Below are 22976 nucleotides of genomic sequence, written 5' to 3'. Positions count from 1 at the left end.
GCATCAGTCGCTGAGCAAGCGGCCTTGGCGAATAGGGGTGAAGCCTGCGACTTTGGCCAGCCACAAACCGGGCTGGGCAAAACGCAGACGTTCACGGGCGTAGAGGATGCCGTCGGTGCTGGCGCGCACTACGCTATGGTGGTCGTTCAGCGGGTCAATGACTTCGAACAGTGGGTCGCCGACCTTGACTCGCGCTCCCAGCGGTTGCAGAAAACTCACCACCCCAGGGTGCGGCGCATACGCGTACTGCGCACCGGCGAAGGGCATCGCTTCACAACGGGACGGCGGTGCTGCCGGCCATTCACCGCTGATCAGGCCTTGCTCTGCGAGATAACCGAGAATGGCCTGAGCGCTGTCGACGCATTGCTCACGCTCGGTGTCCGCCATGCCACGTAATTCAATGGTGGTGGCCGCGCACGACAGCGGGATATTGGCTTCAGGGAAGATCTCGGTCAGGCGCAACCAGGGAATCGCGCAGGCTTCGTCGAAGGCATTGCCGCCCGCACCTTCGGCCAGCAGCGTGACGCCAGCACCCAGGCGCGCGGCCAGTGACTGCAAGCGTGGCCAGTGTTGCGGCATCGCATACAACAACATGATCGATTCGAAATCGCAGTGCAGGTCCAGCACCACATCGGCGTCACAGGCATGCTGCAGCAACACGCGGCGCAGGCCATCGAGCTCCGAAGCCGGTGGCGGCATGTCGGCGAGCACATCGGCCATGGCACGGCGGATCAGTGCGACGTTGGCGTCGGCGTCATTTCCCAGTCGACCTTCCAGTAACGGTGCGACGGCTTCGGCCAGCTCCGGGAAGTCGCGGTTGAAGTTCTTGCCGCTGGAGAACTCGAAGCGACCCTGATGGGTGGCCTGGAACATCTGGCCGATACCGATCGGGTTGGCCATCGGTACCAATTCGATGATTCCTGTCAGGCGGCCTTGTGCTTCCAGTTCAAGCAGACGGCGCTTGAGTTCAACGGCGACACGCATCCCCGGCAGCTCGTCGGCATGCAAGGAAGCCTGGATGTACGCCTTGCGTGGCCCGCTGCCAAAACGAAACAGCGACAGCGTGCGTTCAGTGCCCGAAGCACTCCACGGCAGCAGGTATTGAATGTGTTCCATATCAGCTCCTTAATGCTTGCGCGGTGCCAGATACGCCAGCCAGCGGCGCTCGGCCAGCTTGAACAGACGCACCAGAATGAAGGTCAGGGCGAGGTAGATGAGGCCGGCGGTGATGAACGCTTCGAACGGCAGATAGAACCGTGAGCTGACCGTGCGTGCCGCGCCGGTGATATCCACGAGGGTGACGATGGAAGCGAGGCTGGTGGTTTGCAGCATCATCAACACCTCGTTGCTGTACTGCGGCAATGCCCGGCGCAAGGCCGACGGCAGGAGAATGCGGCGGTACAGGGTCAAACGGGACATGCCCATGGCCCTGGCGGCTTCGATCTCGCCATGGGCGGTGGATTTCAGGCTGCCGGCCAGCAGCTCTGCGCTATAGGCACTGGTGTTGATCGCGAAGGCCAGGCAGGCGCAAAAGGTGGCGCTGGACAGGTAAGGCCAGAGCACGCTTTGGCGCACAGCTTCGAACTGCGCCAGGCCGTAATAGATCAGGAACAGTTGCACCAGCATCGGCGTGCCACGAATCACGTAGGTATAGAGCCAGGCCGGGAAGTTGATCAGCGGCGATCGCGACACCCGCATCAGCGCCAGTGGAATCGCCAGGACCAAGCCCAGGGCCAGGGAAATGAGCAGGACTTTGAGGGTCAACAAGGCGCCATTGAAGTACAGCGGCAGGTTTTCCCAGATCAGGTTGTAGTCGAGAATCATGGGTGGGCTCCCCTCACAATTCGGCGGCTTTGATGCCGACCGAGTAGTGTTTTTCCAGATAGCGCAGCACCAGCAAGGACAGGCTGGTGAGCATCAGATACAGCGCCGCCACGGCGAGGAAAAACGTGAATGGCTCGTGCGTGGCATCCGCTGCGTTCTTGGCTTTGAACATCATGTCCTGCAAGCCGATCACCGAGATCAGCGCGGTGGATTTGGTCAGTACCAGCCAGTTGTTGGTGAACCCGGGAATGGCGAAACGAATCATCTGCGGTACCAGAATTCGCCAGAACACCTGCGCCCCGCCCATGCCATAGGCCAAGCCAGCCTCGGCCTGACCTTTGGGGATCGCCATGAAGGCACCGCGAAAGGTTTCCGAGAGGTAGGCGCCAAAAATGAAGCCCATGGTGCAGATGCCGGCGATAAAGGGGTTGATGTCGATATAGCGGGTGTAACCGAGCGCCAGGGCCATGCGGTTCACCAGATCCTGGCCGCCGTAGAAGATCAGCAGGATCAGCACCAGGTCTGGAATGCCGCGAATCAGGGTGGTGTAACTTTCTCCAAGCATGGCCAGCCATTTGAGTGGCGACAATCGGAATGCCGCGCCGATCAGGCCCAGGGCAATCGCCAGGGACATGGAGGTCAAGGCCAGGTTTATGGTCAGCCAGGCGCCATCGAGAATGCTCGATCCGTAGCCGTGAAGCATGATGAAATTCCTCAAGCGAGCGCCGCGAGGCGCGCGAGACAAGCCCGAATCGGCGCCTGCAATGAGCCGGCACCGGGGCTATGGGTAAGGCTTACTCGCCGTAGATATCGAATGCGAAGTACTTGGCCATCACTTGCTGGTACTTGCCGTTGGCGCGGATCGCGTCAATCGCCGCACTCAGGCGCGCAACGTTGGCGGTGTCGCCTTTGCGCACGGCGATCCCGGCGCCCCGGCCGAAGTATTTCGGGTCGTTGATGTCCGGCCCGGTCAACGCAAAACCCTGGCCGGCCGGTGTCTTGATAAAGCTTTCGTCGGTGTTGACGATGTCGGCGAGGGTGGCATCCAGTCGACCCGAGGCGAGATCGAGGAAGGCTTCATTTTGTGAGGAGTAGCGCACCACGACGACGCCGGCTTTTTCCAGTTGCTCGCTGGCAAAACGGTCGTAAGTCGAGGAGCGTTGCACACCGAGTTTCTTGCCCTTGAGGTCCAGCAACGGGTCATTGATCACGTTGCCGGTCTTCATCGCGAACTTGCCCGGTGTGTGGTAGTACTTTTTGCTGAAGTCCACGGACTTCATCCGGTCTTCGGTGATCGACATCGACGACAGCACGGCGTCGATCTTGCGCACTTTGAGCGACGGGATCATGCCGTCGAATTCCTGAATGACCCACTCGCATTTGACCTTCATTTCTTCGCACAAGGCATTGCCGATGTCGTAATCGAACCCGCTGACGTTGCCCTCCGGTGTCTTGAAGGAGAAGGGCGGGTAGGCGGCTTCGATACCGATGCGCAGGCTGTCTTCGTCGGCATGTGCCAGGAAGCTGAAAGCGCACAGCGCCAGAGCACCTAGAAGTTCTGTCTTGTTCATTTTGTTGACTCCTTGGAGGGCATTGGGGGGGAAACGGGTGCCCGCCATCCAGATTGGCGCGATGGATCAGTCCTGTGATCGGCGGGACTATAAATGACACAATAAAAATCAATATGCAACAAAATGAAAATAAACGTGTCAGTGCCTGATATGACAAAGCGCAACGGCACCCGGCCGGTGCGGGCACTTCAGCACACGACGAAAGCGTCGGTCATACTGTGGTCGGCGTCTTCCAGCCAGCAAGGTATTGCGCGACGCAGCATCAGTAATTCCCTCGGAGCAACGAGGCCATGCTCGGCGATCAACCCTTTTTTTAGCTTGGTGCTCAAGGAATAAAGCGATAGCCAACGCCCGTTTCGGTGATGAAGTGTCGTGGCTGGGAAGGGGCTGCTCGACTTTCTTGCGTAAACCGCCCATGAATATTCGAAGGTAATTCTCCGGTGCCAAACGGTTGAGCTGCGTTTGGTGAAGCGGGGGAATCAAACCTCCAATCATCTACTGCGGTTCTACCATTTGGGTTGCAATTGAGTCGGGATTTGGCGCAGCGCACGGTTGGAGGCGCCACGCTTCGATATCGAGCAGAAACGGGTTGATCCGGTATGTCATGAGGCAGTGAAGCAAACGGCCTGTTAAGCCCTGGCGGTGCGTCCTGTGCCTTACATCCGCAGACGCAACGTTTCAAAGAGTTGTCGATCTTCCTTTCTGGCCGAACGGGCATGACGCCGAATGACCTGCAACAGGCAGTCGGTGAAGCAGAGTGCCGGGTTACTCAGCGACCCGTTGCGTCGGGTGACGATGCTCAGTTGTCGGGGCTCGAATTGCTCGGTCAGCCCCAGGGACACCACGCGACCCAGGAATGGCGGGGCTGTGCTCACAATGGACGGCCCCCAGGTGCACATGTTGGCCCGCTCGACCATCATCTGCAAAATGGCCAGTGAGTGGGCGCGCACGATTCGGTTCTCATCAATTTGCGCGCCGTGTTTCCAGAACAGTTCCTGCATCAGCCCATCGTGCCCGTCCGGCGCGTAGTTCAGGGTCCAGTTTTCCTCCAGTAACTCGTGGATCGATCGTGCGTGCTGGCGGGCGTGACCCTCGCGGACCAGCACCGAAGTCTGGTAATCGAGCAAGGTTTCGCAAGCGAACTCCTGAGTCGATTGTGCTGGATGGAGCTGACCGATCGCGAAATCCATGCTGCCGTCGCGCAACAACGGTTGGGCAACGGCCATCAGGCTTTCAAACAGCTCCAGCTTGATTTGCGGCATGCGCTCGCGAAAAGCCAACACCACTTCGGGCAGGAAGGTCAGGGCGATCCATGGGGTGATCCCGACGCAGAGCCGTCCCTGGGCCTTGCCACGCATATGGTCGAGCTCGGTCTGCGCATGTTCGAGCTGCTTGATCACCAGCCGCGCGTGGGTCAACAAGACTTTCCCGTATTCGGTGAAGTGCAGGCCGTTGGGGGTTCGGGTGAACAACGGCAGCTGTTGACTGGTTTCCAGTTCGCGCAACGCTTTGGTCACGGCGGCCTGGGAAATCTCCAGCGAGCGCGCGGCCGCACGGATGCTGCCCGTTTCGGCGCTGGCAATCAGCGCCTGTAATTGATGCAGTTTCATCTGACCACCTTGATGACAACCAATGGTTGTCATCATAACCAAACTGCGCCTCCCCAGCACAGTGTCCGTTCCCTAAGATCGAACCCAACAGCGCTTTCGCTGCTGCCCAGCCCCTGTCGAAGGAGAACACCCATGAATGCCGGCCTGGTCCTGCCTGGTATTGCCGCGATGCAAGATGAAATGATCGCGATACGTCACAGCATTCACGCGCACCCTGAACTGGGGTTTGAAGAGTTCGCCACCAGCGAGCGGGTTGCGCAGTGTTTGACCCGGTGGGGTTTCGAGGTCAGCACCGGCGTGGGCAAGACCGGGGTTGTTGCCACCCTGAAAAATGGTGAGGGCCGGTCCATCGGTTTGCGCGCCGACATGGATGCATTGCCGATACAGGAAACCTCCGGTTTGCCCTATGCCAGCCGGATCGACGGCGTCATGCATGCCTGCGGCCACGACGGCCATACCGCAATCCTGCTGGCGGCAGGTCAGTATCTGGCCCGGACACGGGCGTTCAAGGGCACGCTGCACCTGATTTTCCAACCGGCGGAAGAAGGGCTGGGCGGTGCCAGGAAAATGCTCGAGGAAGGGTTGCTCGAACGGTTCCCGTGTGACGCGATCTTCGCCATGCATAACGTGCCGGGCTATCCCGTCGGGCATTTGGGTTTTTACAGCGGGCCGTTCATGGCGTCTGCCGACACGGTGAACATCAGAATCATCGGCAATGGCGGTCATGGTGCGGTGCCGCACAAAGCCGTCGACCCGGTGGTGGTCTGTGCCTCGATTGTGATCGCCCTGCAAAGCATCGTTTCGCGCAATATCAACCCGCAGGAGATGGCGATTATCACAGTGGGCTCCCTGCATGCCGGAAGCGCCTCGAATGTCATTCCGTCCAGTGCCGACTTGAGCCTGAGCGTGCGCGCCCTGACCCCCGAGGTTCGCCACTTGCTGGAAGTCAGAATCACAGAATTGGTTCAGGGCCAGGCTGCCAGTTTTGGCGCCCAGGCCCACATCGATTATCAGCATTGCCATCCGGTGTTGATCAACGATCCCGAACACACTGCATTTGCCCGTGAAGTCGCCCGCGACTGGCTGGGCGAGGAACACCTGATCGATGACTTGCGGCCGTTCACGGCCAGTGAGGACTTTGCCTTTGTCCTGGAAAAATGCCCCGGCAGCTATCTGGTGATCGGCAACGGTGAGGGAGAGGGCGGGTGCCTGTTGCACAACTCTGGCTACGACTTCAACGACGGCTGCCTGCCGGTGGGCGCGAGTTACTGGGTCAAGTTGGTCGAGCGATTTCTGTGTTGAGACGGCGCTTTTTTTGCGCGTCATTTGGGTAAAAAATCTGCAGCCTGGAGAGGAATGACAATGAACAAGATGATTGCAGCCGTTTCCCTGGTGCTCCTGACGGCATCGAACCTGGCCGGTGCAGCCGACTGGTCTGGCAAAGTGTTGAAGCTGGGGGTGGACCCGACGTACCCACCGCTGGAATACAAGAATCAGGATGGCACGCTGACCGGCTTCGGGGTCGACATCGCCGAGGCACTCTGCGCCGAACTGAAAGCCCGATGCGTCTGGGTTGAAAGCAGTTGGGACGGGATGATCCCGGGACTGCTGGCGCGCAAGTTCGATGCGGTGGCGTCTTCGATGACCATCACACCCAAACGTCTAGAGCAGATTGCGTTTACCGACAAGGTGTCCAATGCGCCGGCACGCCTGGTGGCTAAACGTGGATCGGGATTACAGCCGACCCTCGAATCGCTCAAGGGCAAGCGCATTGGTGTGGAGCAGGGCTCGACCCAGGAGTCCTACGCCAAAGCGGTGTGGGGTTCCAAAGGCGTAGACGTTCTTTCCTATCAAAATCAGGATCAGGTGTACGCCGACCTGGTGGTGGGGCGACTGGATGCTTCGTTGCAGGGTTCCATTCAAGCCAGCTACGGCTTCTTGAAAACAGCGGAGGGCAAAGACTATGAGTTTGCCGGTGCGACCCTGGATGATCCGGGCTTCTTCGGCGTGGGTGATGGCCTCGGTCTGCGCAAGAACGATGTCGCCTTGCGCGAAGACTTGAACAAAGCCCTGGCAACCATTCTCGCCAACGGGACTTACGCAAGGATCAACGACAAGTACTTCGATTTTGACGTCTACGGCGCCAAGTAACCCCCCGCCGATTCGTTGAGCAGGGCGCTCGATCGAGCGCTCTATTGCTCCCCCTTTCACCTCACCCTAACAAGAACAAGGAGAGTGAGATGCTTCTGGAAGGCTTTGGCCCGCAGATTCTGCTGGGCACCCTGGCCACCCTCAAACTGGCGCTTTGGTCATTGCTGATCGCCGTCCTGGCCGGGCTGATGGGCGCCAGCTCCAGGTTATCGTCCAGCCGTTTGTTGCGTGCGTTGGCCACGGGGTATACCACCGTGATCCGCAGCATGCCGGACCTGGTGATCATGTTGCTGCTGTTCTTCAGCCTGCAGATGTTGCTCAACCGGATGACCGATTGGCTGGGCACCGCTCAGATTGATATCGACCCGTTTCTGGCCGGTGTCGTGACGCTGTCCTTCATCTACGGTGCCTACTTTACCGAGACGTTTCGCGGTGCCTTTCAGGCGGTCCCGGTCGGTCAGATCGAAGCGGCGAGGGCCTATGGCATGACCCGTGGGGAAGTTTTTCGCAAGGTCCTTTTTCCTCAAATGCTGCGCCACGCCTTGCCGGGCATCGGCAACAACTGGCAGGTACTGATCAAGTCGACGGCCCTGGTGTCGATCATCGGCCTGACCGATGTGGTCAAGGCCACGCAGGATGCGGGCAAGGGCTCGATGCAGTTCTTTTACTTCACCCTGGTCGGTGGCTTGATCTACCTCGCCATTACCACGGTCTCCAATGGCGTGTTGCTGTGGCTTGAGCGCCGCTACTCGGTCGGTGTCAGGAAGGCTGCGCTATGACCGGCATTCTCGAATCCTACTGGCAGGCGTACCTGTGGAGTGACGGGCCGCATCTTTCCGGGCTGGTGGTGACCTTGTGGCTGCTGATTCTGGCGGTGACGATGGGGTTTGTGCTCGCGGTGCCGTTGTCGATTGCCCGCGTCAGCCGCAACCCGCTGCTGCGCTTGCCGGTCTGGTGTTACACCTATGTGTTTCGTGGCACACCGTTGTACGTCCAGTTGCTGTTCTTTTACACCGGGGTGTACAGCTTGCATGTGGTGCGGTCCCAGGATTTTCTCAACGCGTTTTTCCGTGATGGCTTCAACTGCACGGTGCTGGCGTTCGGGCTCAATACCTGCGCCTACATGACCGAGATTTTTGCCGGTGCCATCCGGGCAACTGCCCACGGTGAAATCGAGGCCGCCAGTGCCTACGGAATGAGCCGGTTCACGCTTTATCGGCGGATTATTCTGCCGTCGGCGTTGCGCCGGGCGCTGCCGTTTTTCAGCAATGAAGTGATTCTGATGCTGCATTCCACCTCAGTGGCCTTTACCGCCACGGTGCCCGATTTGCTGAAGATCGCTCGGGATGTCAACTCGGCGACCTATGCATCCTTTACCGCCTTTGGCATTGCCGGGGTGCTGTATGCCGCCAGCGCGTTTTTCCTGATCTGGCTGTTTCGTCGCGGCGAACTGCATTGGCTGGCCTACCTCCAACCGCGGACGCACTGACCCCTATCGGACTTGCTCGAATGTATAAATTGATCGTTGAAGATGTCCATAAAAACTACGGCAACCATGAAGTGCTCAAAGGGGTTTCGCTCAAGGCCAGGGCAGGTGACGTGATCAGCATCATCGGCTCCTCCGGGTCCGGGAAAAGCACCTTCTTGCGCTGTATCAACCATCTCGAACAACCGTCGGCCGGGCGCATTGTTGTCAATGACGAAGAGTTGCTCACCCGCAGAAACTCAAGGGGCGAGTTGTGTGTGGTGAACCCCGGGCAGCTACGGAGCCTGCGCAGCCGGTTGTCGATGGTGTTTCAGCACTTCAATTTGTGGAGCCACATGACCGTGCTGGAAAACATCATCGAGTGCCCGATGAGCGTACTCGGTATCAGTCGGGCGCAGGCACTGGAGCGGGCGCGTCATTACCTGGCCAAGGTGGGCCTGCCACAAAAAGTCGAGGCCCAGTACCCGGTGCATTTGTCCGGCGGCCAGCAACAGCGGGTGGCCATTGCACGGGCGCTGGCCATGGAGCCGGAGGTGATGCTGTTCGATGAACCGACCTCAGCCCTCGACCCTGAACTGGTGAGCGAAGTGCTCAAGGTCATGCAACAACTGGCCGAAGAGGGCAGGACGATGGTGGTGGTCACCCACGAGATGGCGTTTGCCAGGCAGGTGTCCAGCCACGTGATCTTTTTGCATCAGGGGCGGGTGGAAGAACAGGGCGCGCCGAGCAGTGTTCTGGAGCATCCCCGCAGTGAGCGCTTGCAGCAGTTTCTGGCGGGGAGCCTCAAGTAACGCTGAACGCTCAAAGTCAGGCATACGCGCGTACATATCCGTCATGACTGACCGGGAATGGCGATTGCAGCCCTTCGCAACAGGCTGTAATCGGCCATCAAGCGCCTTTCAAATTTCTCCACCTGAGGCTTCACCGCAGCCTGTCGGATGTTGCACAGGCCACGGTACCGAACAGTTTGCTCGATGCGCCCCTAGCCAGCGGTGATGTTGCCACAGAAAAGAGGGCGGCTGCCGTCTGCCGGGCTGGCACGAACGAGCAACGCATATTCACCCTTGGTCAGTTCGTTCAGCGCCACCGGTGCCTGAGCCCAGTACTGGGTTCGCGGCGCTAGCGATGGATAATCGACACTGTTGGCCTGATGGGTCCTGTACGCCGGTTGTGCGCCCAACTGCTGGCACGAGCCAGCATAGATAGCGGTGTCAAGGCGGCTAGGTATGGCCATGTTGTGGGGGACACCACCGATGGTGAGCCAGATGCTGGTTTGATTGCCCACCGGGCTGAGGGTGGCTCGAGCGATATGCTCGGCGTTTTGTGGGGTAGCCTGCAAGGGGACATCAACAATCTCGGTTCTGCTCGCGCAACCTGAAATCGCTCCTGCCGCTACTACCAACGCCAGCCAAGATGTTCTGTTCATCACAGTTCTCCTGATTTGAGGTGCGTTGATTTCATCCCCCTTGTGAAGTTTAGTGGCTTGCTCCGTGTGCGGGATCGAACTGATGGATGGTTGAATCGCCCCCGGATAAGCAGGCAATCGGGAGTGTCCGTTTTTGGCCCAGCGTGTGTAAAAACGCATTCGTGCTTCGTCGGCGTAAAGCGCCGACGGCCGTCCGCTGTGTAAAAACTGCGCTGACCTGTTCCAGGTCACGACCGGTGCTATCCGAGGTTGTTCGTTGTGAAATCACGAAACCTGGCTTGATGCGAGGTCTCCTTTGATGGGGGCGTTGAAGGTGTGCGTTGTAAAGATGAATCAATTTTAGTTGCTTCTGTAATTGGCAGTTATGTGTGTAATAATATTTGTTAGTGTCGCTGCGAGCTCCTGTTCGGTTGTTTCAGAGCTATACCACTGTGACTGCCCAAATAGAATGATGACGGCTGTATTAGTAAGTGGGAAGATGTCGCCACTAAGCTTTTTTTTCTCATTGCACTCATTGGTGATAACGGTGCTTAAAAGCGATGAATATATGTTTTTCAGCTGAATAATCCGAGTCTGTTGTTCTTTGTTAAGATTGGCAAACTCGCTGGTAATCAGAGTTAACTTGTGTTTTTCATTAAATTTGAATTTGACGAAGGTTTTAATAAATAAATTCAGTCGCTCGCAAGGGCTCCGGGCAAACTTCATTCGACGCTTCGTTTCCTGCAGTAAATCCAATAAGCCAGATTCCATGAGTTCGAACAACAAGGCCTGTTTGTTATCGATGTGATGGTATAACGATCCGGCATGCAATCCCAGGTAGCTTGCCAGATCTCGCAAGCCGACTGCCTGAAAGCCACGAGTGGCAAAGAGTTCAACCGCAGCGTCAAGAATTCGATCGCGAGCGCTGTGTACTGGATTGGCTGATGCGATGGTAGTTTGCATGTGGACCCGTCTGTTGGATAAATGAAATCGTGGTCTATACGCTTCGTAGATTGATGCAGGCTCATTCATCTCCACGTAAAGGGACACGCGCGCCGCAATTCTGAGAATGAAAGCATTTTCACCATAGGACTGGACTCAATTTATCCCCTGTGGCTATAGCCCGTTCTGGAGGCATTGCTCGCGGTGCGCATCAGCAATAGCACTGCGCAAATGACCGGCAAGTTCACCAGCAGCAGCGCATACCGCAATGACTCGTGGCCAAACAGCGGTAGCAACATATCGCTGAACAAGCCGGTTATCAGTGGCCCGACGCCAACCCCGAGCAGTGTGCTGACGATAGTTTGCAGAGCCATGGCTGTACCGCGTCGATCGGGTGGCACCAGTTGGGTGACGAGGTTGTAGGACGGGGCGACCCACCACACGGCGAAGAAGGAATAGAGCGCGCACCAGACCATGGCGGATGGAATCGGCACATCGCCCAAACGCACCAACAGGGAGTCGGGCCAAAGCAGATAGGGGACCAGCGCGCAGATGGCCGCCAAGTGGCCGAATATCGGAATCGAGACTTGCCAGTGTGGATTGCGACGGCTCAGGCGGTCACTCAACCAGCCACTGAACAGGCCACCTATCCCGGCCGAAGTACCGCAGATCACCCCCGCCAACAATCCAGCGTGTTGCAATGACAAACCGTGGGAGCGCACCAGGAAACTGGTGTTCCACATGCCAATGGCATAGGAACTGAGTGTGGTCAGGCCGCCTGCCAGGATCAGGCAGCGGTAGGCTGGCAACGCCCAGAGCTTGCGTGCTTCGGCGCGCATGCCCAGTAATGCAGGTTGCGTGTGGAGGTGTGGCGTGAGGTCCCAGCGGCCACGCTGCGGATCACGCACGGCGAAGGCCAGGATGGCGCTGAACAGCAGGGCCGGCACGCCAAGGGCAATGAACGCACTGCGCCAGCCGTAATGCTCCACCACCCAGGCGCCGATGCTCAAACCGATGATCGAGGAAAAGGTCGGCGCTGCGGTAAAACAACTGATGGCGAACGAGCGTCGTTGTGGTGGATACAGGTCAGCGATCAACGACAGCGAGGCCGACGTCGTCGGCGATTCGCTGACGGCAACCAGCATCCGCGCAAAGGCCAGCGCCAGGAAGCTGCCGGCCAACCCGCAAGCCATGGTCGCCACGGCCCACAACAGGCAAGACATTGCCAGCAGGCGGATACGCGGCATGCGGTCCACCAGCCGTCCCGCTGGCAGCCCCATCAGCGCATAGACGGCGGCGAAAGCCAGGCCCGAGATCAAGCCGATGGCGGTGTCGCTGACCGCGAATTCGGCTTTGATCGGTTCGACCATGACCGCGAGTATTTGTCGCCCGACGAAGTTGTCGGCAAACACCATGGCCAGCAGCAATAGCAAGCCATGGCTGCCCCAGCCGACACTGACCGGTGACAACAACCCTGCGCGGGCTGTCATCGCGGTGCCCACAAATCTGGCAACCCAGGATCACTGACCACGATCAGGCGCTTGAGCAAGACCTTCAAGGCTTGAGCGTCGGCGGCGCCAAGCTTGACCGAAAGGTCTTCCTCCACGGCCTTGGCCAGCGCCAGTTGATGCAGGGAAACCTCGCGGCCCTGAGCCGTGAGGACAAACCGTAGCGAATCTGCCGAGCCCTCGAACGCGACCAGGCGCTGACGTTCGAGAAAACGCATGCTCGCCAGCGTGACTTCGCGGCCGGTGTAGTTGACGAAGGTGTTGATTTCCTCAAGGGTCAGGTTGTCACGGATGCACAAAATCGAAAGGACAAAAAACGTCTGTTCGTCCAGCTGCTGACTGTTCAGCAACTGGCGCAAGGCGTTCAGTACCTGGTAATGGCCACGCCCCAACAGGTAACCGAGCAAGTCCTCGGTGTAGCAGCACTCCGGTGGCGGTGGAGTGGTTGCCAGGCGCAGCTCGCTGCGTGGCTTGCGCGTGGCCAGGGCATATTGGCCGCTCTGGAACGCCAGCGGCGCTCGGTCGCTGTGATCGAAGGCGAGGACTTCACCGACAAAGATCACGTGGTCGCCGCCTTCGTACTGGAAGGCCGTGCGGCACTGGAAGCGCGCCGTGCAATCTTGCAGCAGCGGTGCCTCGCTGACGCCATGATCGAGTTCGATCTCGGCGAACTTGTCTTCGCCCTGGGTGGCGAAACGTCCCGACAGGGTCTCCTGCTCCGTGGACAGCACGTGCACGTTCCAATGCTTGCCGCTGCTGAACACCGGCAGGCTGCGCGCTTGCTTGGACAAGCTCCAGAGCACCAGTGGCGGGTTGAGTGAAACCGAGTTGAAGCTGTTGGCGGTAATGCCCACGGGCGAACCGTCTTCGGTCTGGGTGGTGATGATCGTGACCCCGGTTGTGAACGTACCGAGCGCGGCACGAAACGCCTGGGGATCGAAGCTGATGTTTTGCATTGCCATGACTGGCCTCATGGAGTGGGGTTTTCGTATGGCCAGTATTGGGCGTTTGCAGGCACTGAACATCGTCTCAACGGACTAACGCCAATGTACGGCCTCGTCCGATTGGACGAGGCGGCGCAGGTGGTCGCGAGGCTAGGGTGGTGCCAGGCGCATCGGGCGCTCAACGGCCATCGAGCCAACCTGCAAGGGGATAACAATGAGTACAGCCGCGTCTTGCGTCCAAGACCTTTCCAGCCTGCTGGCGCAACAGAAAAAAGCCTTTGCCGGCGCTGGCAGTGTCAGTGCCGCCACCCGTCGCCAGCGACTCCAGCAAGTGATCGACCTGTTGGTCCGCAACCATGCTGCATTGACCACGGCAATCGACGAGGATTTCGGCGGGCGGCCTGCCGGATTTTCATTGATGAATGACGTGCTGGGTGCACTGGCCTCGCTCAAATATGCCCGTGACCATCTGCCGGAATGGATGCAGGACGAACCGCGCGAGATGTTTGCCCCTTATGACCAGCTCGGGGCAAGGGCTTGGGTCATGCATCAGCCAAAAGGTACGGTGGGCATCCTGGGTACCTGGAACGCACCGCTGTATACCTTGTTCAGTCCGTTGGCTTCGGCCCTGGCCGCCGGCAACCGGGCGATCCTGAAACCTTCGGAAGTGGTGCCACGCACCGCCGAACTGGTGGCGCGCCTGTGCACCGAACACCTCGACCCGCTGGTGGTGGCGGTGGTCAACGGCGGGCCGGAATTGGGCGAGGCCTTCAGTAGCCAGCCCTTCGATCACCTGGTGTTCACCGGCAGCACGGCGATTGGCCGGCTAGTGATGGGCAATGCCGCAAAAAACCTGGTGCCGGTGACCCTGGAACTCGGCGGCAAGTCGCCGGTGATCGTTTCGCGCACTGCCGACCTGAACAAGGCGGCGTTCAGTATCGCCGCGGGCAAGGCCTGCAATGGCGGGCAGATTTGCATCAACCCGGACCTGGTGTACGTGCCCAAGGCCCAGCTCGAATCGTTCCTCGATGCATTGCGCAGTGCCTATCGCGACCTCAACCCGACAGTGGCTGGCAACCCGGATGTGGTGGCGGTGGTCAACCAGCGTCACCTGGACCGGGTCGAGAGCCTGGTCGAGGACGCGCAGTTGCGCGGTGCGCGCATCGAGTGCCTGCCCGAACCCCTGGCCGTGGATGCACAAGACCGTCGGCGCCCGCTGCGGGTGGTGGTAGATCCGGCCCCGGACAGCCAGATCATGCACGAGGAAATCTTTGGCCCTGCGATGGTCGTGCTCGGCTATGACGACCTCGATCGGGTCATCGCTGACATTAACGGCAGACCACGTCCGCTGGCGCTGTACTACTTCGGCGAAGATGCGCAGGAGCAACGTCACGTGCTGGAGCACACCCTGTCGGGTGGGGTCACCATTAACGACGTGATGATGCACGCCGCCATGCACGATGCGCCGTTCGGCGGCGTCGGCGCCTCGGGCATGGGCCATTACCATGGTCGCGAAGGCTTTCTCCAATTCAGTCATTTGCGCACGGTGTTCAAGGCATCGGCCCACGACCCGCGCCGCGAATGGGGTCTGTTGCCGCCTTATGGCGAGCACTATCTGGCGGCCATGCTGGCCGGGGTCACTTGCGACTGATTTCAGCGTGGGGGCCTTGCGCCCCCCATCCGCTGCATGAGACAGGCCATTGGTTATGTTCAAGGTAATTACTATCGCCCAGCGCCTGTGGCTCTGGGCGCTGTTGGCGACTTTGCTGTTCGTCCTGGCGGTGCTGTTCGGCGCCTATGGTTTGCAGCAGGCACGCGACAGCCTGCGGGCAATCAACGAGGACAACCTGGCAACATTGTTGATGTTCGGTGATATCGAATATCGGCTCGGTGAAAGTCGGCGCCAGGTTTTGCTGGCGATCCAGCAAGACCCGGAAGGCCCGCTGGTGGCAGCGTTCGACCGTCCGGTGGAAGCCACCCTGAGCGCCATCGAAAGCAACAACCGGGCACTGGCCGAGGTCTGGACGAACTATCGTCAACGCACGTTGAGCGGCGAAGAGCAGCAGGCGGCCGATACGTTCGACAAACACTATCAGGCGTGGCAGGACGAGTTGGGGATCCTTCTGGAATCCTTTCGCGTCGGCGACTTTCGCCTGCCGGGCATCTTGTCTTTTCTGCGCATGGCCGAGCCTGAGGGCAGCGCCGCCGTGGCCGAGTTGAGCAAGTTGCAGGCGCTGCAGAAAGCCAGCGCCGCGCACGCCTACGAGGCGGCAGAACGCCGCTATCGCTCGACACTTTGGGCTTACATGGTACTGGCGGTGGTGGGCGGGCTGGCGGGCAGCCTCACGGCGTTTTCCACTCTGCGGCGACTCAAGCGCGCTTTTGCCCAGGCCGGTGCCAGCGTGCGGGCCATCGCCAGTGGCGATCTGGTGCAGCCGATAGAAATCAAGGGCGGCGACGAATTCGCGCTGATGCTGCGTGACATTGCACGGATGCGTGACAGTCTGCACGGGCTGATTTCACAAATGCGCGAACTGGTGCAGCGTGTCAGCCGTGAAGCGGCGCACATGGCCGAGTCGGCGGAATTGGCCTCCACGGCCACCCAGCACCAGGCGGACGCGGTGCGCGGAATTTCCCGGGCGGTGGAGGATCTGTCGGGGTCGATCGGCGAAGTGGAAAACCAGGTCGGTGTCTCACGCGACATCACCCAGAATTCGGCGGGACGCTCGGGCAAGAGCGAGGGTTTTATCCGCGACATGGCCCAGGAGATGAACCGCATCAGTGACGTGATCAGTGACACGGCCGTGCACATTCGTGAGCTCGAAGGGTTTTCAGGGGAGATCAGCCATGTGCTCAAGGTGATTCGCAGCATTGCCGAGCAAACCAACCTGCTGGCGCTGAACGCTGCGATTGAGGCTGCGCGCGCTGGCGAGGCTGGTCGTGGATTTGCCGTGGTCGCCGACGAGGTACGCCTCTTGGCCCAGCGCACCGCCAGTTCCATTGGCGAAATCGACCTCACCGTGCAGCGCATTCAAGAAGGCACGCTGGCGGTGGTCGAGGGCATGGGCCGGGTAGTCAGCCGGGTACGCGACGGCGTCAACCTGGCCCATGAGGCTGGCGATTCAGTGGCGCAGATTCGCAGTGGCACCGATGATGTAATCCGCAGCGTGGACACCATCGCCGCCGTGATTACCGAACAGGCGCGCGTCACGCGGGAAATGGTCAGCCGGGTCGAGAGTGTCTCCACCGGCACCGGAGCATTGTCGGCCAACGCCGGGCGTAGCGCGGTTGCCGCCGCGGACCTGGAACAACTGGCGCGGGCATTGGATCAATTGTCGGCGCGCTTTAATGTCGCTTGAACACCTGCCTTGTTCCATCTGAATACCGTAAGGAATTGGGCCTCAATCCCTCAATAACCCACAAAATCAGGGCGCGATCATTACAATGGATAACCACGAAAACGCACCACTCAACTCCACCACAGGCTGGCCGCGCCGCAGCGTGCTCAAGGCCGGTGCCGTGGCTCTCGGCGTCGGGCTTCTGGGACGTTTTGCCGACGCTCGCGCGGCGGGACTGTCGGCCAGCGATTACCAGGCCATGGATGCCTGGGCGATGAGTCAGGCGATCCGCAGTGGCGAACTGAGCGCCGAGGACCTGTTGGCGGCGGCGCTGGCCCGCTACAACGAGGTCAACCCCAAGGTCAATGCGGTGAATATGCTGCATGAAACCTACGCGCGTACCCTGCTCGCCCAGCGCCGCGCCGCCGGCACCTACAACCAGGGCACCCTGGCCGGTGTGCCGCTGCTGTTCAAGGACCTGAACACCACGCTACAAGGTACGATCACCAGTAACGGTAGCCGGATGTTCAAGGACTCACCGCCCGCTGCCCGCACCAGCACCCTGATCGCCCGCTACGAGCAGGCCGGTGCGGTGCCGTTCGGCAAGACCGCATCCCCCGAGTTTGGCTTGACCACCACCACCGAATCCCTGGCCTGGGGCCAGACTCATAACCCGTGGAACCTGGCCATGAGCGCAGGCGGTTCTTCTGGTGGCTCGGCCGCAGCGGTGGCGGCGGGGATCGTTCCCGTGGCGCATGCCACTGATGGCGGCGGATCGATCCGCATTCCCTCTTCGTACTGCGGCGTGGTCGGGCTCAAGCCGACCCGCTATCGCACCCCCAGCGGGCCACTGCATTTCGAAGGTTCGTTTGGAGCCAGCGCTGCCAATGTGGTGTCGCGCACGGTGCGCGATACCGCGCTGTTCCTCGATGCCGGTCAGGGGCATGAGGCGGGCAGTGCATATTGGTGCCCACCGTTGATTCGGCCTTATGTGGAAGAATTGCAACGTGATCCGGGTAAGTTGCGCGTGGCCGTGGTACGCCAATCACTGACCGGCGCCCCTTTGGATCCGGCGATTGCCGCCACGCTGGAACAGACCATCAAGCAACTGTTGGCCCTTGGGCATCAACTCGACGAATTGACGCTGAACATCGATCCGCGCCAGTTGTTCGGTGCCCATGGCACTGCGCTCGGCATGGCATTGCGTGTGCAGATTCATGACCGGGAGCAGGTACTCGGACGGGCTGCCACGGTTCAGGATCTGGAGAAGATCACCTTGGTCAACCTCGAACGCTCGAAAGCCACCAGCGGCGAAGACCTGTACCGCGCGCGGCAAGCGTTCGAGAGTATTGGCGCGACGATGGAGCAGCACTTCGAACGCTACGACGTGATCCTGTCGCCGGTCACGGGCAGCCTGACCCCGAAGCTGGGTCTGTTGTCGCTTGACCAGCCTTGGGACAGCTACGTCCATCAGGCCATGGGCAGCGCCGGTTTCACCGTGATAGCCAATGTCAGCGGCCAGCCGGCCATCTCCCTGCCGCTGGGCCAGAGCGCCGACGGCCTGCCGGTGGGCATGATGTTCACCGCTCGCCTGGGTGGCGAAGACGTGTTGCTGCGCCTGGCGAGCCAGTTGGAACAGGCCCATCCGTGGGCCGCCAGGCGCGCCACGCTATAACCCACACCCTCCGCCTTGCAGGAGCAGGCTTGCCAGCGAAGGCGTCCCTGAGATCGCCTTCGCTGGCAAGCCAGCTCCTACAGGGGGGGCGTTAACATCCCCTAGTCCACTTTGACGATGAGCCCGTCCCCCCGCAGCCCCGATCATGGGCTGCACTCCGCCAGCGCACCCTGCGTGGTCGGCGGTTTCTTTCTGACCTCAGCTAATGGCATAACAACAATGACGGCTCAAGTTCAGTCTCAGACCCACTACGACGTGATCGTCGTCGGTTCGGGCGCAGGTGCGATGACATCGGCGGTATTCCTCGCCGACCAGGGTTTACGCGTGCTGGTGGTGGAGAAAAGCGACCAGTACGGCGGCACCTCGGCGATCTCCGGCGGCGGTATCTGGATCCCCAACAACCATTACTTCGCGCGCATGAACGGCAACGACAGCTACGCCACGGCCCTGACTTACCTGCAAGCGGCTGCGGGCGAGCATGTCGATGAAACACGCCTGCGTGCCTACCTGGACAATGCGCCGAAGATGATCGAACAGCTCACCCGCAACAGCCGGGTGCGTTATGCAGTAGCGGCCAAATATCCTGATTACTATCCGCATTTACCGGGAGCCCTTGCCGGTGGGCGGACCCTGGACCCTGAATTTTTCGACACCAGTTTGTTGGGTGACGAACTGGCAAACCTGCGCAAGCCATCGCCTTCAACTCTGCTGATGGGGTGCATCGCCTGGACTGCGCGTGATGCGCACAAGGTCATGGCTCGCAGTTTCGGCTGGCGTCTGCTGATCATGAAACTAATGCTGCGTTACAAGCTGGACTTCAAGTGGCGGCGCAAAAGCAAGATTGATCGCCGTGCGTCCCTGGGCAGTTCGCTGGTGGCCTCGTTGCGTCGCTCGCTGATGGATCGCAATGTTCCGCTGTGGCTCAACACCGATTTTTGCGGCCTGATCACCGACAACGGACGGATCAGCGGCATCACCGTGCGTCGTGACGGTGCCGAACTGCAACTGCATGCGCGGTTGGGGGTGATCCTGGCCTCGGGTGGCTTCGAACAAAACCAGGTCCTGCGCGACCAGTACCTGCCCAAGCCAACCCGCAAAACCTGGAGTGCGACACCGCCTGGCAACAACACCGGCGCGGCGCTGGAAGCCGGCATGGCTCAGGGCGCAGCCACCGCCTTGATGGATTGGGCCTGGTGGGCGCCGACCATTGCCGTACCGGGAGAGGACAAACCCCGGGGGATCTTCGCCGAACGGGCGTTCCCCGGCGCCATCGTGGTCAACGGCCAGGGGCAACGGTTTGTCAACGAGGCAGCGCCGTACCTGGAGTTCGTCGATGCCATGCATCGGGACAACCAGAAGACCGGCGGGAAATCGGTGCCGGCCTGGGTGATCTTCGACGCGCATTTCCGCTTCAACTACGCCATGGGCCCGTTGATGCCCGGCCAGATCATGCCCGACAGCCGCCTGCGCAAGGAGTGGCTCAACAACCTGTACTGGAAGGCTGACACCCTGGACGGCCTGGCCCGGCGGATCGGCGTCGACAGTGCCGGTCTGGAAGCCACCGTCAGCAAGGTCAACGACTATGCCCAAAGCGGTGTGGACCTCGACTTCGCCCGTGGCGGCAACGTCTTCGACCGTTATTACGGCGATTGCAACGTCAAACCCAACCCTTGCCTGGCGCCGCTGCGCAAAGGCCCGTATTACGCCATGCGCCTGGATGCCGGGGACATCGGCACCAAGGGCGGCTTGCTGACCAACGAACATGCACAAGTGGTGCGCGAAGATGGCACCGCCATCGCCGGCTTGTACGCCATCGGCAACTGCTCGGCGTCGGTGATGGGCACCAGCTATCCGGGGGCGGGTGGCACCCTGGGACCGGCGATGACCTTCGGCTATGTTGCCGCCAACCACCTGGCCAGCCAGCGTTAGGAGGGGCTATGTCCGATAACATCCCCAGCACCGAAGTACTGCCGCCCTTGCAGGTGGCCGATGGCAACAGCCTGACCTGGGACGAACAATGTGACGTGCTGGTCGTCGGCTGGGGCGCGGCCGGTGCCTGCGCCGCGCTGGAGGCTCGCGCCCAGGGCGCCGATGTGCTGATCGCCGACCGCTTCACCGGCGGCGGTGCCAGCGCCAAGAGCGGCGGGGTGGTGTACGCCGGTGGCGGCACTCGCCATCAGCAGGCAGCGGGTTTCAACGACAGCCCCGAAGCCATGTTCGATTACCTCAAGCACGAAACCCGGGGTGTGGTCAGCGACGACACCCTGTGGCGTTTCTGTGCCGACAGCGTGAGCAACCTGCAGTGGCTGGAAAGCCACGGCGCGCCCTACGCCCACCAGATGCCACCGGGGGGCAAGACCTCGTATCCGCCCGACGGTTACTTCCTCTATTACTCCGGTAACGAGTTGGTGCCCGACCACGGTGGTCCTTTGCCCCCGGCGCCACGTGGTCATCGCACCGTGGGCAAGGGGCAGGGCGGCGCGGTGCTCTATACCCATCTCAAGGCGGCGTGCTTGAAGGCCGGAGCCCGGCCACTGTTGCAGGCGGCGGCGCGGCGACTGGTGATCGATCCCCGGGGACGGGTGCTGGGCGTCGAGTTGTGGTGCCTGCCCGAAGGCAGCAAAGAGGCTGAACTGCATGCGCGACTGGCGGCCCGCGCCGAACGCCTGCAGAACTTCGCCGCCGGCTATTGCAAGAAACTGCGGCAAAAGGTCTGCCAGCTCGAACGGGATTTCGCCCGGCCACGGCGGGTCCTGGCGCGCAACGGGGTGATCCTGACGACTGGCGGCTTCATCTTTAACCGCCAGTTGATCGAGCAGCACGCGCCGAAGTTCCGGCGCAACTTCAAGGTCGGTGCTACCGGCTGCGATGGCAGCGGCTTGCGCCTGGGTGCGAGTGTCGGTGGCCAGGGCGCCGGGCTTGAGCGGGTATCGGCGTGGCGCTTCCTCAATCCGCCGTACAGTTGGCACAAAGGCATCGTGGTCAATCGCGAGGGCCGGCGCTTCTGCAATGAAGAAGTCTACGGTGCCACCCTGGGCCAGCCGTTGATGGAAGAGCAGGGCGGCAAGGCGTGGCTGGTGCTGGATGCACCGTTGCGCAAGAAGGCCATTCGCGAGGCGCTGTTCGGCGGCTACTGGTGGTTCCAGAGTTTTCCGGCTCTGGCGTTGATGCTGTTCAAGGTTCGCAAGGGCAAGAGCCTGAGTGAGTTGGCCAGTGCGACCGCCATGGACCCCGCCGTGCTGCGTGCGTCGGTGCTGGCCGCCAACGCCGCCGCCCGTGGCGAAGCGCCGGAGCCGTTCGGCAAGTCCGAGGGCGGACGCCAGGTGCTTGAGCAGGGGCCTTTCTATGCCTGCGATATCTCCGTGACCAATCCGGTCTTCCCTCTGGGAGCCCTGACCCTGGGCGGCTTGCGCGTGGATGAGCGCAGCGGCGCGGTGCTGGACCAACAGGGGCAAGCCATCAGTGGCCTGTATGCAGCCGGGCGCAGTGCCTTGGGCATTCCTTCGCACTTGTACATCAGTGGTCTGTCCCTGGCCGACTGCGTGTTCTCCGGTCGTCGTGCCGGCGCCGCTGTCGCCCGCGCCCAGCAACCTCAATCGATTCACGCATACGAGATGAGATGAGATGATGATGCTCAATCAACATAACAAGAACGGCCGGGTTCACGGCAAGGTCGCGCTGGTCACCGGTGGCGCCAAAGGGATCGGTGCTGCCAGCGTGCGGTTGCTGGCGGCTGAAGGTGCCCAGGTGCTGATCAGTGATCTGGACGTCGAGGCTGGCCAGGCCTTGGCGGCTGAAATCGGGCCGACTGCAGCCTTTATTCGCCACGACGTCAGCAGCGAAGATGAGTGGCGCCAGGTCATCGACCATGTGCGCGCGCACTACGGTCGCCTGGATATCCTGGTCAACAACGCCGGCATCCTGATCGGCGGCTCGATCGAGGAAACCAGTCTGGAGCAGTGGAGCAAGGTGCTGCGAGTGAATGCCGACAGTGTGTTTCTGGGCTGTCGCGAAGGCATCGCTTTGATGAAGGACTGCGGTGGTTCGATTATCAACCTGTCGTCCATCGCGGCCCTGGCCGGGCGTGACGATTATCTGGCCTACAGCGCCTCCAAGGGGGCGGTGGCGGCGTTGTCGCGTTCGGTGGCGGTCCTGTGCCGGCGGCGCAAATACCGCATCCGCTGCAACACACTGCATCCGGATGGCGTACTTACCGACATGACTCGCGGCGGCTTCCCCGAGGGCGTCGACCCGAATCGCCTGACCATCGATAGCGACCCGATGAACCGCATGTGTCGGCCCGAGGATGTGGCGGCCAGCGTGCTGTTCCTGGCCAGCGACGAGGCCCGGGCGATCAATGGTGTTGAGTTGCGCATCGATAGTGGGCAGATGGTGATGAGTATCTAAATCCCTCTGCTCGCGATGGTCGTCAACGATAACGCTGGCTGCCTGAATGCCCGCGTTGTCCCGGCGTTTTTCGCGAGCAAGCTCGCTCCTACAAGGGAAACGCGTTCAATTGCGA

The 22976-nt window shown here is 60.7% G+C and carries 20 protein-coding genes; 11 read left to right on the top strand and 9 right to left on the bottom strand.

All coding sequences use genetic code 11. The features are described 5' to 3' along the window. Positions 1 to 3 precede the first annotated feature (3 nt). From PMI31_RS14970 to PMI31_RS14950, 5 genes are all read right to left on the bottom strand, one after another. Positions 4 to 1116: a succinylglutamate desuccinylase/aspartoacylase family protein gene (locus PMI31_RS14970; protein ID WP_008018918.1), complete on the bottom strand. Its 1113-nt coding sequence runs from the start codon at positions 1114 to 1116 to the stop codon at positions 4 to 6. Between the two features lie 9 nt (positions 1117 to 1125). Next, positions 1126 to 1824 (bottom strand): ABC transporter permease, encoded by a 699-nt coding sequence (locus PMI31_RS14965; protein WP_008018917.1) that lies wholly within the window; start codon positions 1822 to 1824, stop codon positions 1126 to 1128. 13 nt (positions 1825 to 1837) lie between these two features. Continuing rightward, entirely contained in the window at positions 1838 to 2527 is a 690-nt protein-coding gene (locus tag PMI31_RS14960) for an ABC transporter permease (RefSeq protein ID WP_008018916.1), read from the bottom strand. 91 nt (positions 2528 to 2618) lie between these two features. Further along, entirely contained in the window at positions 2619 to 3395 is a 777-nt protein-coding gene (locus PMI31_RS14955; RefSeq protein WP_008018915.1) for an ABC transporter substrate-binding protein, read from the bottom strand. 656 nt (positions 3396 to 4051) lie between these two features. Beyond that, positions 4052 to 5005, bottom strand: a complete 954-nt coding sequence (locus PMI31_RS14950) for a LysR family transcriptional regulator (protein ID WP_008018914.1) — start codon at positions 5003 to 5005, stop codon at positions 4052 to 4054. 132 nt (positions 5006 to 5137) lie between these two features. Between PMI31_RS14950 and PMI31_RS14945 the strand changes: the two genes are divergently transcribed. From PMI31_RS14945 to PMI31_RS14925, 5 genes are all read left to right on the top strand, one after another. Continuing rightward, a complete protein-coding gene (locus tag PMI31_RS14945) occupies positions 5138 to 6307 on the top strand; it encodes a M20 aminoacylase family protein (protein ID WP_008018913.1) in 1170 nt (389 codons plus the stop codon). Between the two features lie 60 nt (positions 6308 to 6367). Beyond that, positions 6368 to 7156, top strand: coding sequence for an ABC transporter substrate-binding protein (locus tag PMI31_RS14940; protein ID WP_008018911.1), 789 nt, complete (start codon positions 6368 to 6370; stop codon positions 7154 to 7156). 89 nt (positions 7157 to 7245) lie between these two features. Next, positions 7246 to 7935, top strand: coding sequence for an ABC transporter permease (locus PMI31_RS14935; protein ID WP_008018910.1), 690 nt, complete (start codon positions 7246 to 7248; stop codon positions 7933 to 7935). Further along, positions 7932 to 8645, top strand: coding sequence for an ABC transporter permease (locus tag PMI31_RS14930; protein ID WP_008018908.1), 714 nt, complete (start codon positions 7932 to 7934; stop codon positions 8643 to 8645). The genes PMI31_RS14935 and PMI31_RS14930 overlap by 4 nt, the downstream gene beginning before the upstream one ends. A gap of 20 nt (positions 8646 to 8665) precedes the next feature. Continuing rightward, complete coding sequence (locus PMI31_RS14925; protein ID WP_008018907.1) at positions 8666 to 9433, top strand: ABC transporter ATP-binding protein; 768 nt, start codon at positions 8666 to 8668, stop codon at positions 9431 to 9433. A 191-nt stretch (positions 9434 to 9624) separates the two neighbouring features. Here the strand turns inward: PMI31_RS14925 and PMI31_RS14920 are convergent, their stop codons facing one another. The 4 genes from PMI31_RS14920 to PMI31_RS14905 all read right to left on the bottom strand — a co-directional run bounded on the left by PMI31_RS14920 (position 9625) and on the right by PMI31_RS14905 (position 13459). Further along, positions 9625 to 10068 (bottom strand): hypothetical protein, encoded by a 444-nt coding sequence (locus tag PMI31_RS14920; protein WP_008018905.1) that lies wholly within the window; start codon positions 10066 to 10068, stop codon positions 9625 to 9627. A 339-nt stretch (positions 10069 to 10407) separates the two neighbouring features. Beyond that, the gene (locus PMI31_RS14915) at positions 10408 to 11010 is read right to left on the bottom strand and encodes a TetR family transcriptional regulator (protein WP_008018904.1); all 603 of its coding nucleotides are present in this window, start codon (positions 11008 to 11010) and stop codon (positions 10408 to 10410) included. A gap of 140 nt (positions 11011 to 11150) precedes the next feature. Then, positions 11151 to 12479, bottom strand: a complete 1329-nt coding sequence (locus tag PMI31_RS14910; protein WP_008018903.1) for a spinster family MFS transporter — start codon at positions 12477 to 12479, stop codon at positions 11151 to 11153. Continuing rightward, positions 12476 to 13459, bottom strand: a complete 984-nt coding sequence (locus PMI31_RS14905; protein ID WP_008018902.1) for a flavin reductase family protein — start codon at positions 13457 to 13459, stop codon at positions 12476 to 12478. Before PMI31_RS14905 ends, PMI31_RS14910 begins: the two co-directional genes overlap by 4 nt. A 169-nt stretch (positions 13460 to 13628) precedes the next feature. Here PMI31_RS14905 and PMI31_RS14895 point away from each other — a divergent pair, with 169 nt between their 5' ends. The 6 genes from PMI31_RS14895 to PMI31_RS14865 all read left to right on the top strand — a co-directional run bounded on the left by PMI31_RS14895 (position 13629) and on the right by PMI31_RS14865 (position 22861). Continuing rightward, positions 13629 to 15092, top strand: a complete 1464-nt coding sequence (locus PMI31_RS14895) for a coniferyl aldehyde dehydrogenase (protein WP_274517737.1) — start codon at positions 13629 to 13631, stop codon at positions 15090 to 15092. Positions 15093 to 15147: 55 nt separating this feature from the next. After that, a complete protein-coding gene (locus PMI31_RS14890; protein ID WP_008018900.1) occupies positions 15148 to 16800 on the top strand; it encodes a methyl-accepting chemotaxis protein in 1653 nt (550 codons plus the stop codon). An 85-nt stretch (positions 16801 to 16885) separates the two neighbouring features. Next, positions 16886 to 18454, top strand: a complete 1569-nt coding sequence (locus tag PMI31_RS14885) for an amidase (protein ID WP_008018899.1) — start codon at positions 16886 to 16888, stop codon at positions 18452 to 18454. 219 nt (positions 18455 to 18673) lie between these two features. After that, positions 18674 to 20383 (top strand): FAD-dependent oxidoreductase, encoded by a 1710-nt coding sequence (locus PMI31_RS14875; protein ID WP_043302393.1) that lies wholly within the window; start codon positions 18674 to 18676, stop codon positions 20381 to 20383. 8 nt (positions 20384 to 20391) lie between these two features. After that, complete coding sequence (locus tag PMI31_RS14870; protein WP_008018896.1) at positions 20392 to 22077, top strand: FAD-binding protein; 1686 nt, start codon at positions 20392 to 20394, stop codon at positions 22075 to 22077. Position 22078: 1 nt separating this feature from the next. Further along, on the top strand, positions 22079 to 22861 hold the full coding sequence (locus tag PMI31_RS14865) for an SDR family oxidoreductase (protein WP_008018895.1): 783 nt from the start codon (positions 22079 to 22081) through the stop codon (positions 22859 to 22861). The last annotated feature ends 115 nt before the right edge of the window (positions 22862 to 22976 follow it).

Origin of the sequence: Pseudomonas sp. GM55, from assembly GCF_000282395.1 — a bacterium.
Taxonomy (GTDB): Bacteria; Pseudomonadota; Gammaproteobacteria; order Pseudomonadales; family Pseudomonadaceae; genus Aquipseudomonas; species Aquipseudomonas fluorescens_CC.
Note: the sequence above shows the minus strand (reverse complement) of the source record. Positions and strands in the feature narration are given on the sequence as shown.

Excerpts from the sequence above, each read along its gene's own strand:
- PMI31_RS14925 (WP_008018907.1), top strand. The coding sequence starts at position 8,666 with ATGTATAAATTGATCGTTGAAGATGTCCATAAAAACTACGGCAACCAT.
- PMI31_RS14930 (WP_008018908.1), top strand. The coding sequence starts at position 7,932 with ATGACCGGCATTCTCGAATCCTACTGGCAGGCGTACCTGTGGAGTGAC.
- PMI31_RS14915 (WP_008018904.1), bottom strand. The coding sequence starts at position 11,010 with ATGCAAACTACCATCGCATCAGCCAATCCAGTACACAGCGCTCGCGAT.
- PMI31_RS14890 (WP_008018900.1), top strand. The coding sequence starts at position 15,148 with ATGTTCAAGGTAATTACTATCGCCCAGCGCCTGTGGCTCTGGGCGCTG.
- PMI31_RS14870 (WP_008018896.1), top strand. The coding sequence starts at position 20,392 with ATGTCCGATAACATCCCCAGCACCGAAGTACTGCCGCCCTTGCAGGTG.
- PMI31_RS14960 (WP_008018916.1), bottom strand. The coding sequence starts at position 2,527 with ATGCTTCACGGCTACGGATCGAGCATTCTCGATGGCGCCTGGCTGACC.
- PMI31_RS14865 (WP_008018895.1), top strand. The coding sequence starts at position 22,079 with ATGATGATGCTCAATCAACATAACAAGAACGGCCGGGTTCACGGCAAG.
- PMI31_RS14970 (WP_008018918.1), bottom strand. The coding sequence starts at position 1,116 with ATGGAACACATTCAATACCTGCTGCCGTGGAGTGCTTCGGGCACTGAA.
- PMI31_RS14875 (WP_043302393.1), top strand. The coding sequence starts at position 18,674 with ATGACGGCTCAAGTTCAGTCTCAGACCCACTACGACGTGATCGTCGTC.
- PMI31_RS14950 (WP_008018914.1), bottom strand. The coding sequence starts at position 5,005 with ATGAAACTGCATCAATTACAGGCGCTGATTGCCAGCGCCGAAACGGGC.
- PMI31_RS14965 (WP_008018917.1), bottom strand. The coding sequence starts at position 1,824 with ATGATTCTCGACTACAACCTGATCTGGGAAAACCTGCCGCTGTACTTC.
- PMI31_RS14940 (WP_008018911.1), top strand. The coding sequence starts at position 6,368 with ATGAACAAGATGATTGCAGCCGTTTCCCTGGTGCTCCTGACGGCATCG.
- PMI31_RS14935 (WP_008018910.1), top strand. The coding sequence starts at position 7,246 with ATGCTTCTGGAAGGCTTTGGCCCGCAGATTCTGCTGGGCACCCTGGCC.
- PMI31_RS14945 (WP_008018913.1), top strand. The coding sequence starts at position 5,138 with ATGAATGCCGGCCTGGTCCTGCCTGGTATTGCCGCGATGCAAGATGAA.
- PMI31_RS14920 (WP_008018905.1), bottom strand. The coding sequence starts at position 10,068 with ATGAACAGAACATCTTGGCTGGCGTTGGTAGTAGCGGCAGGAGCGATT.
- PMI31_RS14910 (WP_008018903.1), bottom strand. The coding sequence starts at position 12,479 with ATGACAGCCCGCGCAGGGTTGTTGTCACCGGTCAGTGTCGGCTGGGGC.
- PMI31_RS14905 (WP_008018902.1), bottom strand. The coding sequence starts at position 13,459 with ATGGCAATGCAAAACATCAGCTTCGATCCCCAGGCGTTTCGTGCCGCG.
- PMI31_RS14955 (WP_008018915.1), bottom strand. The coding sequence starts at position 3,395 with ATGAACAAGACAGAACTTCTAGGTGCTCTGGCGCTGTGCGCTTTCAGC.
- PMI31_RS14885 (WP_008018899.1), top strand. The coding sequence starts at position 16,886 with ATGGATAACCACGAAAACGCACCACTCAACTCCACCACAGGCTGGCCG.